The sequence below is a fragment of the Micromonospora sp. NPDC050187 genome, from assembly GCF_044459745.1.
In the GTDB taxonomy this organism is placed as follows: domain Bacteria; phylum Actinomycetota; class Actinomycetes; order Mycobacteriales; family Micromonosporaceae; genus Micromonospora.
Genome location: NZ_JBITJH010000002.1, coordinates 112,393 through 128,696, shown reverse-complemented (window position 1 = coordinate 128,696; position 16,304 = coordinate 112,393). Strand labels below are relative to the sequence as shown.

General features: G+C 70.8%; 12 protein-coding genes and 3 pseudogenes. 13 read left to right on the top strand and 2 right to left on the bottom strand.

All coding sequences use genetic code 11. From position 1 onward, the window contains the following. Window positions 1-849 precede the first annotated feature (849 nt). The 6 genes and pseudogenes from ACIBJE_RS03795 to ACIBJE_RS03770 form a co-directional block, all read left to right on the top strand. Window positions 850-1,257 (top strand): annotated as a pseudogene (locus tag ACIBJE_RS03795) (IS110 family transposase); the annotation flags it as partial. Window positions 1,258-1,542: 285 nt separating this feature from the next. Continuing rightward, a pseudogene (locus ACIBJE_RS03790) lies at window positions 1,543-1,863 on the top strand (FAD-binding oxidoreductase); the annotation flags it as partial. Window positions 1,864-2,325: 462 nt separating this feature from the next. Beyond that, complete coding sequence (locus ACIBJE_RS03785; protein WP_396742448.1) at window positions 2,326-3,960, top strand: BCCT family transporter; 1,635 nt, start codon at window positions 2,326-2,328, stop codon at window positions 3,958-3,960. 199 nt (window positions 3,961-4,159) lie between these two features. Next, window positions 4,160-4,723: pseudogene (locus tag ACIBJE_RS03780) on the top strand (MFS transporter); the annotation flags it as partial. Between the two features lie 367 nt (window positions 4,724-5,090). Beyond that, entirely contained in the window at window positions 5,091-6,233 is a 1,143-nt protein-coding gene (locus ACIBJE_RS03775) for an acyl-CoA dehydrogenase family protein (protein WP_396742446.1), read from the top strand. A gap of 97 nt (window positions 6,234-6,330) precedes the next feature. Beyond that, window positions 6,331-6,777 (top strand): Lrp/AsnC family transcriptional regulator, encoded by a 447-nt coding sequence (locus ACIBJE_RS03770; RefSeq protein WP_088983981.1) that lies wholly within the window; start codon window positions 6,331-6,333, stop codon window positions 6,775-6,777. A 40-nt stretch (window positions 6,778-6,817) separates the two neighbouring features. Here ACIBJE_RS03770 and ACIBJE_RS03765 read toward each other — a convergent pair whose 3' ends face one another. Beyond that, window positions 6,818-7,384, bottom strand: a complete 567-nt coding sequence (locus tag ACIBJE_RS03765; RefSeq protein ID WP_396742444.1) for a histidine phosphatase family protein — start codon at window positions 7,382-7,384, stop codon at window positions 6,818-6,820. 174 nt (window positions 7,385-7,558) lie between these two features. Here ACIBJE_RS03765 and ACIBJE_RS03760 point away from each other — a divergent pair, with 174 nt between their 5' ends. Then, window positions 7,559-7,753 carry a CsbD family protein gene (locus tag ACIBJE_RS03760; protein ID WP_396743469.1) on the top strand — a complete coding sequence of 65 codons (195 nt, stop codon included), beginning with the start codon at window positions 7,559-7,561 and terminating at the stop codon, window positions 7,751-7,753. Window positions 7,754-7,929: 176 nt separating this feature from the next. Here the strand turns inward: ACIBJE_RS03760 and ACIBJE_RS03755 are convergent, their stop codons facing one another. Then, entirely contained in the window at window positions 7,930-9,333 is a 1,404-nt protein-coding gene (locus ACIBJE_RS03755; RefSeq protein ID WP_396742442.1) for a KamA family radical SAM protein, read from the bottom strand. 146 nt (window positions 9,334-9,479) lie between these two features. Here ACIBJE_RS03755 and ACIBJE_RS03750 point away from each other — a divergent pair, with 146 nt between their 5' ends. Genes ACIBJE_RS03750 through ACIBJE_RS03725 form a run of 6 tightly spaced genes read left to right on the top strand, consistent with a single transcriptional unit; the run spans window position 9,480 to window position 16,158 of the window. Further along, window positions 9,480-10,541 carry a zinc-binding alcohol dehydrogenase gene (locus ACIBJE_RS03750; RefSeq protein ID WP_396742440.1) on the top strand — a complete coding sequence of 354 codons (1,062 nt, stop codon included), beginning with the start codon at window positions 9,480-9,482 and terminating at the stop codon, window positions 10,539-10,541. Between the two features lie 5 nt (window positions 10,542-10,546). Further along, a complete protein-coding gene (locus tag ACIBJE_RS03745; protein ID WP_396742438.1) occupies window positions 10,547-12,118 on the top strand; it encodes an amidohydrolase in 1,572 nt (523 codons plus the stop codon). Then, entirely contained in the window at window positions 12,115-13,674 is a 1,560-nt protein-coding gene (locus ACIBJE_RS03740; protein WP_396742436.1) for a lysine 5,6-aminomutase subunit alpha, read from the top strand. The genes ACIBJE_RS03745 and ACIBJE_RS03740 overlap by 4 nt, the downstream gene beginning before the upstream one ends. Continuing rightward, window positions 13,671-14,423 (top strand): OAM dimerization domain-containing protein, encoded by a 753-nt coding sequence (locus ACIBJE_RS03735; RefSeq protein WP_396742434.1) that lies wholly within the window; start codon window positions 13,671-13,673, stop codon window positions 14,421-14,423. The genes ACIBJE_RS03740 and ACIBJE_RS03735 overlap by 4 nt, the downstream gene beginning before the upstream one ends. Continuing rightward, window positions 14,420-14,812, top strand: coding sequence for a hotdog domain-containing protein (locus ACIBJE_RS03730; protein ID WP_396742432.1), 393 nt, complete (start codon window positions 14,420-14,422; stop codon window positions 14,810-14,812). The genes ACIBJE_RS03735 and ACIBJE_RS03730 overlap by 4 nt, the downstream gene beginning before the upstream one ends. After that, complete coding sequence (locus tag ACIBJE_RS03725) at window positions 14,809-16,158, top strand: glutamate mutase L (RefSeq protein ID WP_396742430.1); 1,350 nt, start codon at window positions 14,809-14,811, stop codon at window positions 16,156-16,158. The genes ACIBJE_RS03730 and ACIBJE_RS03725 overlap by 4 nt, the downstream gene beginning before the upstream one ends. The last annotated feature ends 146 nt before the right edge of the window (window positions 16,159-16,304 follow it).

The window sequence follows — 16,304 nt, the reverse complement described above, 5'->3', positions numbered from 1 at the left end:
TATGTCGTGCATTCGCGAGGGATCGCAGGAAGGATTCAGGGTGACCAACGTGCGAACTTCCCGGAGGGTTGCGGTATTGGCTGCCGCCGTCACTGCTTCTTTTGGGATGGGTCTGTCAGCCGCCACCCCCGCCGCTGCGGAGACCGACGGCCGACGGGTGACCGGTGCCACCGCTGTGGAAAGCGGCACCTGGCGGGCTTACGGCAACACGAATCCGATTACTTCAAGCTCCAGCACATGGGGTTGCGGCGCCACTGAAACGGTCGTCAGTGGTGTGTCGGCGCAGGTCTGCGCAGTGAGGTCGCCAAGTGGGTCTGCCGCGCAGGGGGCAGTGATCGTACGCAACAACCGATCCACCCTCTATTCAGTGCATGCATATCTTGACTTGGTTTACACGGGCGGCAACTTGGGTCAGTGGGAGTGCCCGTCGTCGGGCGTGGGAGCGAACTCGTGGTCAGTTTGCTTCGGAGAGACGATTTCCATCAGTAGCGACGTCAACTCCTACGGGGAAGCCAACGGTGTAAACCTTGGATTCTCGCCATGGACCTGAGGCTGACCAGTTTAGTCAGGTAGCATCCTTCAGTTTCAAAAATCTCTTCAGAACGCTTCAACCTGCCCCGTTGCCTTTTTGTCCTCAGCCGGAGACTCCTCGGTCGCCCGGCCCGGTATGACTTCCTGCCCCTGTCGTTTCGATGATTCGGGGGGGGGCGCCGGGTCGGGTGGCGTCGGCGGACCGCTGATAGGGACCCGGCCGCCCCGTCTGGGGTTGGTCTCTTCGTAACGTGGCTGCCGGCAGCCCGACGCCGTTGACTGTGGCCGAGGCGGTGGCGAGGTGTGGCGGCGGGCCTGGTGCACGGCGGCTACGGCGTCGTCCTGGGCTTGGACGTCGGCAAAGGTGATCACCACGCGGTCGGGTTGGCTCCAGACGGCAGGCCGCTGCACGATGCGCCGTTGAAGTGACCCCCTGAGGCCGGACATCTCCTGACTTGGCATCGGTCGCACGTGCCCTGCGGATATCAGGTGGTCTACCTGCCCGGGCTGGCGATGCGCCGCATCGCCGACCTGCACCCCGGCAGCGCGAAGACCGACGCCCGCGGACGCATTCGTGATCGCCGACGCCGCTCGCACCCAGCCCCACACGCTGCGGCGGGTCGACAACGGCGACGAGACCCTGGCCGAGCTGGAAGTCCTCGTCGGCTTCGACGAGACCTTGCCGGCGAAGCCACCCGGGTGTCCAACCGGATCCGGGGACTGCTCGCCGGTACGCGCGTAGGTGGGCAAGGCGGCCCGCCCGGCCGGTGTGGGCATCGAGGGCCCCTCGGAGCCACAGACGTCCCAGGGTACGCCCGCGTCGCGGGACCGGAACCGCCCCACGGCGCAGGGGGTGGACGCCAACGCCAGCAAGGGCCATCTGGCCGACCTCGCACGCAAGATCGGTCTCGGTGTCCTGCTCGCTTCCGCGACGGCGGACGAGAGGCCGACATCTACCCGGCGGCTGCGCGGTTGGTACGCGTACCCGACCGTCCGGTGTGCTGCGACCGCGAACTGCTTCCGGCCGACGAGGACATCACCCGACTGCGGCGGCAGATCGTCACGCCCGCCGAAACCGCTGCACCACCACAGCCCCGAGCGGCAACCGCCCCGCATGGACGCACACGCCGTGGTACAGACACACTGCCACCGCCACGCGTTCCTCGGCACCGCCGCCGACCAAACCGTGCTGTCCGCCGCCGGGAGGGACGCGGAGTTCCTCGGCTCCGGCTGTTGTGGACTGGGCGGTGACTTCGGCTTCGAGCAGGGCCACCACGAGGTGTCCGAGGCGTGCTGGAACGGGTGCTGCTGCCGGTGTCGCGGGCACCTGGACGCGGTGTCGGCACACTGCGGAACTGTGGTCGGTCACCTTGCTTTTCCCGTAGCCCTCTGCGCAGGTGGATGCTGGGTAGGTGCGACCGCTCGTCTTTCCTGGCGGGTCCGGCCCGGTGTGCGTCAGCCGCAGTGCCCTCTGAGCGTGACCTGACGGGATGCCGAGCCGCTGGTTCACCCACTCGGATCACCTTGCTCATCGGTTGTGTCACACGACTGTCACCGAATCGCCGGGCTATCGCCACGTTCCACCCCCAAAGTGGTGCCGCATCGTCACCCACGTCGGAGGAATCGAGCCCTTAGCGGAATCTGCGCGCCTGCCGCTTGTTCCACACCCGTGGTTGAGCGAGTTCCCCGTTGTCGTTTCGCTGACGTGGATAAACACAGAGCCGCGGGCCATCCGAGGCGCGGAGCGCCGGCAGGGTGGTCTGCGTCCCGCGAGACCCCGGAGGTCCACAGACCATGACCGTGCCTGCCGCCAGCGTGCCGAGGGACGACACCGCGCCGCCGGGCGACGTGTCAGTCCCGCCAGACGGTCGCCCTGAGGGCATCGACTGGACGGTGCTCGGCATCGCCACCGCGGTCTCCGTGCTCTTCGTCCTGTGGGGCATCGTGGCCACCGACAACCTGGCGTCGGTCACCGACGCGGTGCTGGACTGGGTGGTCAACGCCTTCGGCTGGGTCTTCGTGCTGGCCAGTGCCGCCTTCGTGGTGCTGTCGGTCTGGCTGGCGCTGAGTCGGTACGGCCGGATCAAGCTCGGCCGCGACGACGAGAAGCCGGAGTTCTCCACCGTCTCCTGGGTCGCGATGATGTTCAGCGCCGGCATGGGTATCGGCCTGATGTTCTGGGGTGCGGCCGAGCCACTGTCCCACCTGGGCACCCCGCCACGCGGTCTGAACGAACCGAACTCCCAGCAGGCCGCCCGGGTGGCCATGGAGTACTCGTTCTTCCACTGGGCGCTGCACCCCTGGGCGATCTACGCCGTGGTCGGTCTGACGTTGGCGTACTTCACCTTCCGTAAGGGGCGGCGCGGGCTGATCAGCAGCGCGTTCTTTCCGCTCATCGGGGAGCATGCGCACCGCGGCCCGGGGAAGGCCATCGACATTTTTGCGATCTTCGCGACGCTGTTCGGATCGGCCGTCTCCCTCGGCCTGGGTGCCCTCCAGATCAACAGCGGTTTGACGAACCTCTGGGACGTACCGAAGTCGACGCCGCTGGCCATCGGCATCATCGCCGTCCTTACCGTGGCGTTCGTGGTGTCCGCCGTCACCGGCGTCAAGCGCGGTATCCAGTTCCTGTCGAACACCAACATGGTGCTCGCGGTGGCGCTGCTGTTCTTCCTGCTCGTGGTGGGCCCGACGGTCTTCATCCTCAACACGCTCACCGCGTCGACCGGCGGATACCTCTACGATCTCATTCCGATGAGCTTCCGCACCGGTGCCTTCGGCGGCGAGGAGTGGATGGCGGGCTGGACCATCTTCTACTGGGCCTGGTGGATCTCCTGGACTCCGTTCGTCGGTTCCTTCATCGCCCGCATCTCCAGGGGGCGGACGATCCGTCAGTTCGTCCTCGGGGTGGTGGCCATTCCGAGCCTCGTCAGCTTCGTCTGGTTCTCGGTGTTCGGCGGCACCGCCATCGACCTGCAACTGGGCGGCACCGACCTGGCGCAGGCAGTGGCGGAAAGCCCGGAGGCCGCGCTCTTCGCGGTCCTGCGGGAGTTCCCCTTCTTCACCGTCACGGCGATCCTGGTGATGGTGCTGGTGGCGCTCTTCTTCGTCAGTGGAGCCGATGCCGCGTCGGTGGTGATGGGCACGCTCTCCGCACGTGGCACCATCGAGCCGAAGAGCTGGCTGGTCGCCATGTGGGGTGTACTGACCGGCCTGGTGGCCGCAGTGCTGCTGCTCGCCGGCGGGCTGTCCGCTCTCCAGTCGCTGACCATCCTCGCCGCGCTGCCGTTCCTGTTCGTGATGGTCGGTATGGTCGTCGGGCTGCTCCGTGAGCTGCGCCGTGAACCGCCCAGTGCGACGATGGCCCCCGAGATCCTTGCCCTGGCGACCGCCGCACAGCGGGCACCCGCGCACTCCGACGGCTCCTGACCGTTGTGCCGGCGCGGGCGGTCTTCAAGGGGGACGGTCCGCGCCGCACTCGGGTTCGGGGCCGGCACTGGAGCGGGATACAGCCGGCGAACGGGAAAATCTACTTCGGGCGGAACGCCCGAGTCCACGCCGTGACGGGCCAGCGTCGACGGCGGACAAGCCTTGGCCGGCACCCACGGTCCGTTGCTAGCGTCCCGCGGTGACACGCGGGGTGGGGGAACGACTCGACGGACGGTTCGGTCGGTTGTGGGCGGCGGCGACCACCTCGGCGCTCGGCAGTGGACTGAGTACGGTCGCCGCGCCGCTGCCGGTCGCCTCGCTCACCGACGATCCGGTGGTGGTGTCCGGGGCGTTCGCGGTCGCGTGGCTGCCCTGGCTACTGTTCGCCCTGCCCGGCGGGGTCCTCGTCGACCGGGTCGACCGGCGTCGGTTGATGATCGTCGTCGACTGGCTGCGGGTGGGCGCGCTGGTGCTGCTCGGTCTCTGCGTCGTCACCGGCCTGGTGACGGTGGCCCTGCTCTACACCGTGCTGTTCCTGCTGAACACCGGCGAGATCGTCGTCCGGTCGGCGAGCCAGGCGATGGTTCCGGCGGTGGTGCCCCGGGACCGCCTCGAACGGGCCAACGGCTGGCTTTCCGGAGGCACGACGGTGGCCCAGGGCATGGTCGCCAACCCGCTCGGCGGGTTGCTGTTCGTGCTGGCGGCGAGCGTGCCGTTCCTGGCCAACGCCGCCACGTACGCGGTGAGCGCGGTGCTCCTGGCCGGGATCGCCGGGACGTACCGTCCGCAGCCCGCCACCGCTGGCACCCGATCGGTCCGGGCGGACCTCGCGTCGCCCGGGCGTACGTCGGACCTCCGGTCGACGCGGTACCCGGGCAGGGCGGTCCGGTCGCCACCGTGCCGGAGTCGGCCGGCCGACCGCACGACCCGAGTGGCCCGAACGACCGTTAAGCTGGCGGGGTGGGCGCGCGCGAGGGAGTTTCGCCGAACCGGTGGTCCGCCACGCGCCGCGTACCGGCTCCCTGCGGGTCGGGCGCGCTCGGCGCTCACGTTGGTCCGCGACCCGCGCGCCCGCCGCACGGCGGTTGGCACGTACCGGCTCACCCCCACCCCACGGAGCGCACCGCACCATGACTGTCGACCGGATCCTGCCCACCGACGAGGCCCACGACCTGCTGGAGCTCGCCACCGAACTCGCCGACCGGGAACTCGCGCCCCGGGCCGCCGACTTCGAGGCACGCGCCGAGTTCCCCCGGGAGGTGCTGCGCACCCTCGGCCGGGCCGGCCTGCTCGGCCTGCCCTACCCCGAGGAGTACGGCGGGGCGGCCCAGCCGTACGAGGTCTACCTCCAGGTGCTGGAGATCCTGGCCAGCCGCTGGCTCGCGGTGGCGGAGGCGGTCAGCGTGCACACCCTGGCCTGTTTCCCGGTCGCCCAGTACGGCAGCGACGCGCTGCGCAAGCGGCTGCCCGACATGCTCGGCGGGGAGCTGCTCGGCGCGTACTGCCTCTCCGAGCCGCAGGGCGGCTCGGACGCGGCGTCGCTGACCACGCGGGCGACCCGCGACGGCGACGACTACGTCGTCTCCGGGACCAAGGCGTGGATCACCCACGCGCACAGCGCCGACTTCTACAACGTGTTCTGCCGCACCGGGGGGCCGGGCGCGAAGGGCATCTCCTGCCTGCTGGCGGACGCGGGAACCTCGGGGATCACGCCGCAGGCCGTCGAGCGGACCATGGGGCTGCGCTCCTCGCCGGTGGCGCAGATCGCCTTCGACGACGCGCGGGTGTCGGCGGACCGGCTGGTCGGCGGGGAGGGCACCGGCTTCACCATCGCGATGTCCGCCCTGGACTCGGGCCGGCTGGGCATCGCCGCCTGCGCGGTGGGGCTGGCCCAGGGGGCACTGGACTACGCGGTCGGCTACGCCCGCGAGCGTCAGCAGTTCGGCCGGGCGATCGTCGACTTCCAGGGGATGGGTTTCCTGCTGGCGGACCTGGCCACCCAGATCTCGGCGGCACGGGCGCTGACCCTGGCGGCGGCCCGGCTGCGCGACGCCGGCCGGCCGTACTCGATCGAGGCGGCCAAGGCGAAGCTGTTCGCCACGGACGTGGCGATGCGGGTGACCACCGACGCGGTCCAGGTGCTCGGTGGTTCGGGGTACGTCGCCGACCACCCGGTGGAGCGGTTCATGCGGGAGGCCAAGGTGCTCCAGATCGTGGAGGGCACCAACCAGATCCAGCGACTGGTGATCTCCCGCGCCCTGGCCAAGGGCTGACCAGCCGTCCACTGTGGCGTCCGGCCGGAGTGTGACGCACCGGACGCCACGGTGCGACGTCGTCGCCGGGAGAGGGTTTTCCCGGTAGGTTGCCAGCGTGGAGGAGACCGATCGCGCCATCGTCGCCGCCCTGACCGTCGACGGCCGGCTGTCGTACACCGAGCTGGCCGAGCGGGTCGGGCTGTCGGTGTCCGCCGTGCACCAGCGGGTGCGGCGGCTGGAGCAACGCGGTGTGATCAAGGGGTACGCGGCACAGGTGTCGTTCGAGGCGCTGGACCTGCCGTTGACCGCGTTCGTGGCGATCCGCCCGTTCGACCCGTCCCAGCCGGACGACGCCCCGGAGCGGCTGGCGCACCTGCCGGAGATCGACTCGTGTTACTCGGTGGCGGGGGAGGACTTCTACCTGCTCCTGGTGCGGGTGGCCGGTCCGGCCGACCTGGAGCGCCTGTTGCAGGAGATCCGGACGGCGGCGAACGTCACCACCCGGACGACGGTGGTGCTGTCCACCCCGTACGAGAAGCGGACGCCGCGCATCGGTCTGTAGGGCGCCGACTGGGGGACACCCCTGCCGCGTCGAGTCGGTCTCAGCGTGCGTTCCAGCTGAGGATGACCTGCCGTCCGTGCTCGTGACCGAGGACGCTGACGCTGGCGGTGTCGAGCCGCAGCCGGCCGCCGCTGGCGGCGGGCAGCCCGATCCACCGGGCGCCGAGCACCCGCAGGGCGTGCGCGTGGGCGACCAGGGCGACGTCTCCGGAGTCGAGCAGGGGAGTGACCCGGGCGAGCACCCGGTCGAGGCGTGCGCCGACCTGGTCGGGTGACTCGCCGTCGGGGCAGCCGTCCTGCCAGATGACCCAGTCCGGGCGCTCGGCGCGGATCTCGGCGGTGGTGCGCCCCTCGTAGGCGCCGTAGTGCCACTCGGTCAGGTCGTCGTCGACGTCGTCGACGCGGAGACCGGCGAGGTCGGCGGTGCGCAGCGCGCGGCGGCGGGGGCTGGCCAGCACGGTGGCGAGACGGCGTCCGGCGAGCCGGTCGCGCAGCGCGGCGGCCTGTCGTTCGCCGTCCGGCGTCAGCTCCAGGTCCGTGTACGAGGTGTGCCGACGGGCGGCACTCCAGGTGGTCTCGCCGTGCCGGATCAGCAGGAGCTCTCCCATCGGGCCAGTCAACCACTGGCGGCCGGAGCGAGCACGTCGACCCTCAACCTATCTTCCTAGGATGCCCTACGCGGGGTGTGCCACGCCGCACAGGAATGTTTCCACTGCCACCGACGGGGCAAGACCATGGACAGGCCCGACGAGGGGCCGGAGCAGCCGGAGGGAGTGGTGGACGTGAGCTTCACCGACAAGGCGAAGAACAAGGCCGACGAGCTGACCGGTGCCGCGAAGGAACGCATCGGCGGCGCCACGAACAACGAGCGCCTACGGGCCGAGGGAACCACGCAGCAGACCGAGGCGCAGGCCCGTCAGGCCGGCGAGCACGTCAAGGACGCCGGTCGGGACGTGCGGGACGCGTTCACGAAGTGACCGACGTCCGATAACTCGACACAACTCGAGGGGGTCCCGGCAACTGCCCGGACCCCCTCGATCATGAACTTCGGGCACCGCCCCAACCCCACAACCGCCCTGAATCAGGCGCCACAACTCCATGATCGACGGAGTGGCGGGGGCGGGGGCGGGGGCGGGGGCGGAGGTCGGGTGGGTCAGTCGTCGACGCGGTGGGTGGTCCACCACGCCTGCCCGGACTCGGGCAGGGTGTCGATCGGGTCGTAGTAGGCGTACCGCTTGTCCAGCGCCTCCAGGTCGGCCTGCTCGATGGAGGTGCGGTAGTTCTTCGTCCAGTACGAGATGCCGCGTTCGGTGTCGTACTCGGTGAGCATGTGCACCCAGCGCTTGCCGACGAACGGGACGTCGCAGACGATCCGTGGGGTGGCGTAGCCGGGCAGGTAACCCATGATGTCGTGCTGGAGCTGCTGGGCGTGCCAGACCGGGACCCGCCAGTGTTCGGCGTTGGGGATCATGTCGCACATGTAGAAGTAGTACGGCAGGATCCCGGCCTCGCCCTGGAGGGCGAAGCAGAGGTCGAGCAGGTCGGGTGCGGTGGCGTTGACGCCGCGCATGAGGACGCCCTGGTTGCGGACGTCGCGGACGCCGACGTCGAGGGCGGTCTGGGCGGCCCGGGCGACCAGCGGGGTCAGCGACTGGGCGTGGTTGACGTGGGTGTGGATGGCGAGGTTGACGCCACGTCGGGCGGCGGTGCGGGCGACCCGTTCGAGGCCCTCGACGACGTCGGGCTGGAGCCAGTGCTGGGGTAGGCCCATGAGGGCCTTGGTGGCGAGCCGGATGTCGCGGATGGTCTCGATCTCCAGCAGGCGCATCAGGTAGGACTCGAGGTTGCGCCAGGGGACGTTGGCGACGTCCCCGCCGGAGACGACGACGTCCCGGACGCCGGGGTGGGCCTTGAGGTAGGTGATGTGGGCGTCGTAGCGGTCGACGGGCTTGAGGGTGAGCTTGAGTTTGTCGACGGCGGGCGTGGAGTTGCCGACGAGGTCCATCCGGGTGCAGTGGCCGCAGTACTGCGGGCAGGTGGAGAGCAGTTCGGCGAGGACCTTGGTGGGGTAGCGGTGGGTGAGGCCCTCGGCGACCCACATGTCGTGTTCGTGGAGTGAGTCGCGGCTGGCGTAGGGGTGGGAGGGCCAGTCGGTGCGCCGGTCGGAGGCGACGGGGATCATGTAGCGCCGGATGGGATCGGCGAGGAACGCCTCGGTGGTCATCGGGGCGAACGGGACCATGGTGTTGAGCATCTGGGGTGGCACCAGCATGGACATGGTGGCCAGGGCGTGCTGATCGGCGGTGAGGTCGGCGTAGAAGCTCTCGTCGACGGTGTCGCCGAGGATGGTGCGGAGCTGCTTGATGTTCTTGACGCAGTTGACGCGTTGCCACTGCGCGGATTCCCACTGGTCGCGGGTGACGTGACGCCAGCCGGGGAAGCGGGTCCAGTCGGGTTCGACGAGTGGGGCGCGGCGGTATTCGTAGGGCTGGCCGGCGGAAGGTGGCGCGACCGGGGTGGGACGGGTGGCCGTCGCCAGTGGTTGTGTCGGTGTCACGAACCCTCCTCGGTGCGGTTGTGCTGCCACAGCAGCCCCGAAGGCTACTGGAAAATCTGCGGTCGAGAAATTAGTCTGCCGTAAGTTTTCCCGTTACGCGAGCCCCTGGCCGGGGGTTCGGGCGGTTGGGCAGGGGGAGGGGTGCCGTGACGTCACCGGTTGGTCTGCATCGCGTCGTGGAGCCGGCGGGGGTGCTGCCGCAGGCGGCGTGGCGGTTGGACGCCGCGCGGGAGATCGCGCCGAACGAGGTGCGGATCCGGGTGGAGCGGCTGAATCTGGACGCGGCGAGTTTCCGACAGTTGTCGGAGAAGCACGGCGGTGACGGCGAGAAGGTGCGCGCCGAGGTTCTGGAGATCATTTCCCAGCGCGGGAAGATGCAGAATCCGGTGACCGGGTCGGGTGGGATGTTGATCGGCACGGTCGAGGAGGCGGGGCGGCGGTCGCCGTTGGGGCTGCGGTCGGGGGACCGGGTGGCGACGTTGGTGTCGTTGACGTTGACGCCGCTGGTGGTGACCGATGGTCTGGCCCGGTGGGACGGGCGCAGTGAGCAGGTGCCGTGTGACGGGTGGGCGATCCTGTTCGCGCGGTCGATCGCGGCGGTGTTGCCGGCGGACCTGGATCCGGAGTTGTCCCTCGCGGTGCTGGACGTGTGTGGGGCGCCGGCGTTGACGGCGCGGGTGGTGGCCGAGCAGGTGGCGCGGCGGGGGCGGGACGGGGATCCGCGGCCGGTGTCGGTGGCGGTGGTGGGGGGCGCGGGGAAGAGCGGTTCGTTGTCGCTGGCGGCGGCGCGGCGGGCGGGTGCCGGTCGTACGGTCGGGGTGGTGCCGGTGGTGGCGGAGCGGGACGCGTTGGTGGCGTCGGGTTTGGCCTCGGAGGTGGCGTTGGCCGACGCGCGGGATCCGGTGGCGTTGTCGTCGGCGGTGACCACGGCGTTGGGGGTGCCGGCGGACGTGACGGTGGTGTGCGTGGACGTGCCGGGGTGTGAGCACGGGGCGGTCCTGGCGACGGCGGACGGGGGAACGGTGGTGTTCTTCTCGATGGCGACGAGTTTCGCGGCGGCGGCGTTGGGGGCGGAGGGTCTGGCTGCGGACGTGACGATGCTGGTGGGGAACGGTTACGTGCCGGGTCACGCGGAGTTGGCGTTGGATCTGGTGCGGTCGGAGCCGGGGGTGCGGGGGCTGTTCGAGGCGCGGCTGGCGGCAGGATAAGGGCCATGACGAACCCCTCGACGTTGTACCGCGGTGGTGTGCTGCACTGTCCGGCGGATCCTGGCGCGACGGCGCTGTTGGTGCGGGACGGGCGGATCGCCTGGTTGGGGTCGGTGGCGGATGCGCCGTCGGCGGACCGGGTGGTGGATCTGGACGGGGCGTTGGTGACGCCGGCGTTCGTGGATGCGCACGTGCACGCGACGGACACGGGTCTGGTGCTGTCGGGGTTGGATCTGTCCGGGGTGCGGTCGGCGGGTGGGGTGTTGGACGCGGTGGCGGGGTTCGCCGCGGGTCTGCCGGGTGACGCGGTGGTGTTGGGGCACGGCTGGGACGAGTCGGCCTGGGCGGATCCGGTGTTGCCGGACGCGGTGGCGTTGGACCGGGCGGCCGGGGGTCGGCGGGTGTATCTGTCGCAGGCGTCGATTCATTCGGCGTTGGTGTCGCGGGCGATGCTGGCGGCGTGTCCTGAGGTGGTGTCGGCGGCGGGGTACGACGCGTCGGGTTGGGTGCGTCGGGACGCGCATCACGTGGTGCGGGCGGCGGCGTTCGCGTCGGTGTCGCGGGCGCAGCGGGTGGCGGCGCAGCGGGCGGCGTTGGCGCATGCGGCGTCGTTGGGGATCGCGGCGGTGCACGAGTGTGGTGGTCCGGAGATCTCCGACGAGGAGGATTTCACGGGTCTGTTGGCGTTGTCCGGTGTCGGGGTGCCGGAGGTGTACGGGTACTGGGGTGAGTTGGGTGGTGCGGCGCGGGCCCGGGAGTTGGGGGCGGTGGGTGCCGGGGGTGACCTGTTCGCGGACGGGGCGTTGGGGTCGCGGACGGCGTTCGTGTCGGAGCCGTACCGGGATTCGCGGTCGGGGTCGTGTGGGCACGGGTATCTGACGGCGGAGCAGGTGCGTGATCATCTGTTGGACTGTGCGGCGCACGGGTTGCAGGGTGGGTTCCATGCGATCGGTGACGCGGCGATCGGCACGGTGTTGGCGGGGTTCGCGGGGGCGGCGGAGCGGCTGGGTGTGGATCGGTTGCGGGCGGCGCGGCACCGGGTGGAGCATGCGGAGATCATGAGTCGGCGGTTGATCGCCGGGTTCGTGGAGTTCGGGATCGTGGCGTCGATGCAGCCGGCGTTCGACCGGTTGTGGGGTGGCGCGGGGCGGATGTACGAGTCGCGGTTGGGTCTGGATCGGTCGTTGGCGTCGAATCCGATGGGGGCGATGCATTCGGTCGGGGTGGCGTTGGCGTTCGGGTCGGATTCGCCGGTGACGCCGTTGGATCCGTGGGGTTCGGTGCGGGCGGCGGCGGCGCATCACAATGCGGCGCAGCGGATGAGTGTGCGGGCGGCGTTCGCGGCGCACACGCGGGGTGGTTGGCGGGCGGTGCATCTGGACAGCGAGGGTGTGTTGGCGTTGGGTGCGCCGGCGACGTTCGCGGTGTGGTCGACGCCGGCGGGGGTGGACCGGGGGTTGCCGGTGTTGCAGGCGGCGGATCCGGAGGTGCGGGGGCCGGGGGATCCGACGCCGTTGCCGGTGTGTCGGCGCACGGTGCTGCGCGGCGAGGTGATCTATGAGGAAGGGTCGTCGTGACGGGAAAGCTTGATCTCGATCCGCGGTTGGTGGCGCGGGCGCGGGAGTTGGCGCGTCGGGCCGGGCAGCCGGTGGTGGAGTTGGCGCGTAGCCACACGACGGTGTCGGTGGAGCGGGCGGTGTTGCGGCTGGCGGGGGTGGCCGGGGCGGATCCGGATGGGATTCCGTGGGTGAACCGTCTGGTGGACGCGGTGGTCGCGGACGTGGGGTTGGGGCACGGGGTGGCGGTGCCGGTGTTCGACGCCATGGCGCGGGAGCAGATCGCGGATGTGACGTTGCTGGCGCAGAAGGCGGCGGCGGGGTCGGTGCGGTTCGTGGTGCCGTCGGGGAAGGCGGCGGGTGCGGCGCGTCGGGCGGCGCGTCGGGCGGTGGCGGCGGGGGTGCGGCGGATCGACCGGCGTCGGGTGGAGCGGGAGCGGCTGGTCGGGCGGTACGGGGATCCGGCGCGGCGGCCGTGGATTTATCTGATCGTGGCGACGGGGGACATCTACGAGGACATTCCGCAGGCGCAGGCGGCGGCGCGGGCGGGTGCGGACGTGATCGCGGTGATCCGGTCGACGGGGCAGTCGTTGTTGGACTACGTGCCGGAGGGGGCGACGCGGGAGGGGTTCGCGGGGACGTACGCGACGCAGGAGAACTTCCGGTTGATGCGGGCGGCTCTGGATTCCTCGTCGAAGGAGTTGGGCCGGTATGTGCGGTTGACGAATTACGCGTCGGGGTTGTGCATGCCGGAGATGGCGACGTTGGCTGGCCTGGAGCGGCTGGACATGATGCTCAACGATTCGATGTACGGGATTCTGTTCCGGGACATCAATCCGGTGCGGACGTTCGTGGACCAGCGGTTCTCGCGGCAGGTGCACGCGCGGGCGGGGATCATCATTAACACCGGTGAGGACAACTACCTGACCACGGCGGACGCGGTGGACGAGGCGCACACGGTGACGGTGTCGCAGTTGTTGAACGAGTTCTTCGCGCACGAGGCGGGGTTGGCGGACTGGCAGTTGGGGTTGGGGCACGCGTTCGAGATCAATCCGGATGTGCCGGAGTCGTTCCGTCTGGAGTTGGCGCACGCGTTGTTGGCGCGGGAGTTGTTTCCGGATGCGCCGTTGAAGTGGATGCCGCCGACGAAGCACATGACGGGGGACGTGTTCCGGGGGAATCTGCTGGACGGGTTCTTCAACCTGGTGGGCACGATGACCGGGCAGGGGATTCTGTTGGTGGGGATGATGACCGAGGCGGTGGTGACGCCGTGGTTGTCGGATCGGGACATCGCGTTGCAGAACGTCCGCTACGTCCTCGGGGCGGCCGGTGGTCTGCACGAGGACTTCGTGCCGTCGCCGGGTGGGTTCATCCAGCAGCGGGCCAACCGGGTGCTCGGTGAGGCGGTGGAGTTGTTGGAGCGGATCGGGGAGCAGTCGTTGTTGACGGCGATCGCCGAGGGCACGTTCGGGATCATGCGGCGTCCGGCGGACCGGGGTAAGGGTCTGGACGGGGTGGCGGCGCACGAGGCGGACTACTACAACCCGGCGACGGACATCCTGGAGCAGCCGGCATGAGCGAGAAGACGGTCGTGCGGCCGTACGGGGACACCACCGGTGACGGGATGGTGCAGGTGTCGTTCACGTTGCCGGTGCCGCACGACAAGCGTGGCGAGGGCGCGGCGGTGCAGTTGGCGAACAAGATGGGCATCGATCCGGCGATGCTGGTGCACGCGAAGCAGATGGGGGACGGGTTCACGTTCTTCGTGGTGTACGGGCGGGTGAACCATCTGGTGGACGTGTCGGCGGTGCAGGTGGTGGAGCGGGACTTTCCGTTGTTGTCGGCGCGGGAGGTCAACGCGGTGGTGAAGCGGCGGTTGCGGCGGAAGCTGTCGGTGGTGGGGGCGTGTATCGGCACGGACGCGCACACGGTGGGTATCGACGCGATCCTGAACGTGAAGGGCATCGCGGGGGAGAAGGGCCTGGAGTACTACCGGGAGTTGAAGGTCACCAATCTGGGTGCGCAGGTGAGTGTGCCGGAGTTGGTGGAGGCGGCCCGGGTGGAGCGGGCGGACGCGGTGCTGGTGTCGCAGGTGGTGACGCAGCGGGACGCGCATCTGCACAACACGCGGGAGATGACGGCGGCGTTCCGGGAGGCGATGCCGGCGGGGCGGCGTCCGCTGCTGGTGGTGGGTGGGCCGCGGTTCGACGAGACGATGGCCGCCGAGTTGGGGGTGGATCGGATCTTCGGGCGGGGCACCACGCCGGGTGAGGTGGCGAGTTTCCTGGTGCACGCGTTGGTGACGAACAGGAGGGCGGCAGCATGAGTGATTCGCGGGTCGGGTTGACGGTGACGCACCGCCGGTATGTGCCGTACTCGCATGCCCACTACGCGGGGAACCTGGTCGACGGGGCGTACGCGTTGGGGTTGTTCGGGGACGTGGCGACGGAGGTGTGTATCCGCACGGACGGCGACGAGGGGTTGTTCGCGTCGTACTCGGATGTGCAGTTCCGCAGTGCCATGCGGGCGGGGGACGTGCTGGAGGTGTCGGCGACGGTGACGCGGGTGGGGACGCGGAGCCGCACGATCGACTTCGTGGCGCGGGTGGTGTGCCGGGGCCGCCCGGATCGGGGCGAGTCGGCGGCGGAGGTTCTCGCGGAGCCGATCGTGGCGGTGACGGCGACGGGCACGGTGGTCGTGCCGGCGGCGGCGTGACTCTGGCGGTCTGCGCCGACGTCGGGTCCACGTGGACGAAGGTCGGGGTGGTGGACCTCGACGGTGGGCTGCTGGTGGGGTCGGCGGCGGCGCCGACGACGGTGGGCACGGATGTGCTGCACGGCCTGGACGCGGCGGTGGCGGCGGCCACCGCCGGGTTGGACGCCGGCGGGGATGTGCCGTGGTATGTGTGTTCGTCGGCCGGCGGCGGGTTGCGGTTGGCGGTGGTCGGCTACGAGCTCCTGGTGACGGCGCAGGCGGGCCGGCGGGTGGGGTTGTCGGCGGGCGCGCACGTGGTGCACGTGGCGGCGGGGCGGCTCGGTGGGGCGGACGTGTCGGCGTTGCGGGCGGCCCGCCCGGACGTGGTGCTGCTGGTGGGCGGCACCGACGGCGGGGATGCGGACACGTTGACGCACAACGCGACGCGCCTGGCGCGGGCCCGGTGGCGGGTGCCGGTGGTGCTGGCCGGGAACGTCGACGTGCGCGACGAGCTGTGCGCGCTGCTGGCCGGGGCGGGGGTGCCGGTGACGGCGGCGGAGAACGTGCTGCCGCGGATCGGGGTGCTGGCGCCGTCGTCGGCGCGGGCGGCGATCCGGGAGGTGTTCCTGCGGCACGTGATCGGCGGGAAGCGTCTGTCGCGGGGGCCGCGTTTCGCGCGGCTGGTGCGGGCGGCCACCCCGGACGCGGTGCTGACGGGGGTGGAGGTGCTCGCCGACACGGTCGGCGGGGACCTGGTGGTGGTGGACGTCGGTGGGGCCACCACGGACGTGTACTCGGTGTTGACGCCGGACGAGCGGGCCGACGGGCCGGGTCGGGAGGTGGCGGGGTCGCTGTGGCGGGCGCGGACCGTGGAGGGGGACCTGGGGATGCGGTGGAGCGCCCCGGGGGTGGTGCGCGCGGCGGTGGAGGAGCGGCTGCTCGACGCGGTCGGGCAGGAGGAGTTGACGGCGGTGGCGGCGGCGCGGGCCGCTGATCCGGGGTTCCTGCCGTCGTCGCCCGTGGAGCGGGCGGTGGAGGGGCGGATCGCGGCCCTGGCGGCGACGGTGGCGGTGCGTCGGCATGCGCGGGGCGCGGCGACGGGGGAACGGTCCGGGCGGGATCTGCGGGACGTGCGGCTGCTGGTCGGCTCGGGTGGGGTGCTGCGGCATGCGCCGGCGGTGGAGGCGGCCGGGGTGTTGGCGGCGGTGCTGGGTGACCACGCGGGTGGGTGGGCGGTGCCGAGGGCGGCGCGGGCGGTGGTGGACGGCGCGTACGTGCTGGCCGCCGCGGGGTTGCTGGCCGGTGAGCATCCGCAGGTGGCGCGGGCGGTGCTGCGTCGGCATCTGGTGGTGGACCGGTCGGGGTGAACGCCGGTGCGACGGCGGGGAAACGCCGGTCGTACGGCGACACGCCGGGGGCGACACGCCGGGGGCGACACGCCGGGGGCGACACGCCGGGGGCGACACGCCGGGGGCGACACGCCGGGGGCGACACGCCGGGGGCGACACGCCGG

What these genes read in the sequence shown, in the direction of transcription:
- ACIBJE_RS03785 (WP_396742448.1), top strand. Translation starts at nt 2,326, where the DNA reads ATGACCGTGCCTGCCGCCAGCGTGCCGAGGGACGACACCGCGCCGCCG.
- ACIBJE_RS03775 (WP_396742446.1), top strand. Translation starts at nt 5,091, where the DNA reads ATGACTGTCGACCGGATCCTGCCCACCGACGAGGCCCACGACCTGCTG.
- ACIBJE_RS03765 (WP_396742444.1), bottom strand. Translation starts at nt 7,384, where the DNA reads ATGGGAGAGCTCCTGCTGATCCGGCACGGCGAGACCACCTGGAGTGCC.
- ACIBJE_RS03745 (WP_396742438.1), top strand. Translation starts at nt 10,547, where the DNA reads ATGACGAACCCCTCGACGTTGTACCGCGGTGGTGTGCTGCACTGTCCG.
- ACIBJE_RS03735 (WP_396742434.1), top strand. Translation starts at nt 13,671, where the DNA reads ATGAGCGAGAAGACGGTCGTGCGGCCGTACGGGGACACCACCGGTGAC.
- ACIBJE_RS03730 (WP_396742432.1), top strand. Translation starts at nt 14,420, where the DNA reads ATGAGTGATTCGCGGGTCGGGTTGACGGTGACGCACCGCCGGTATGTG.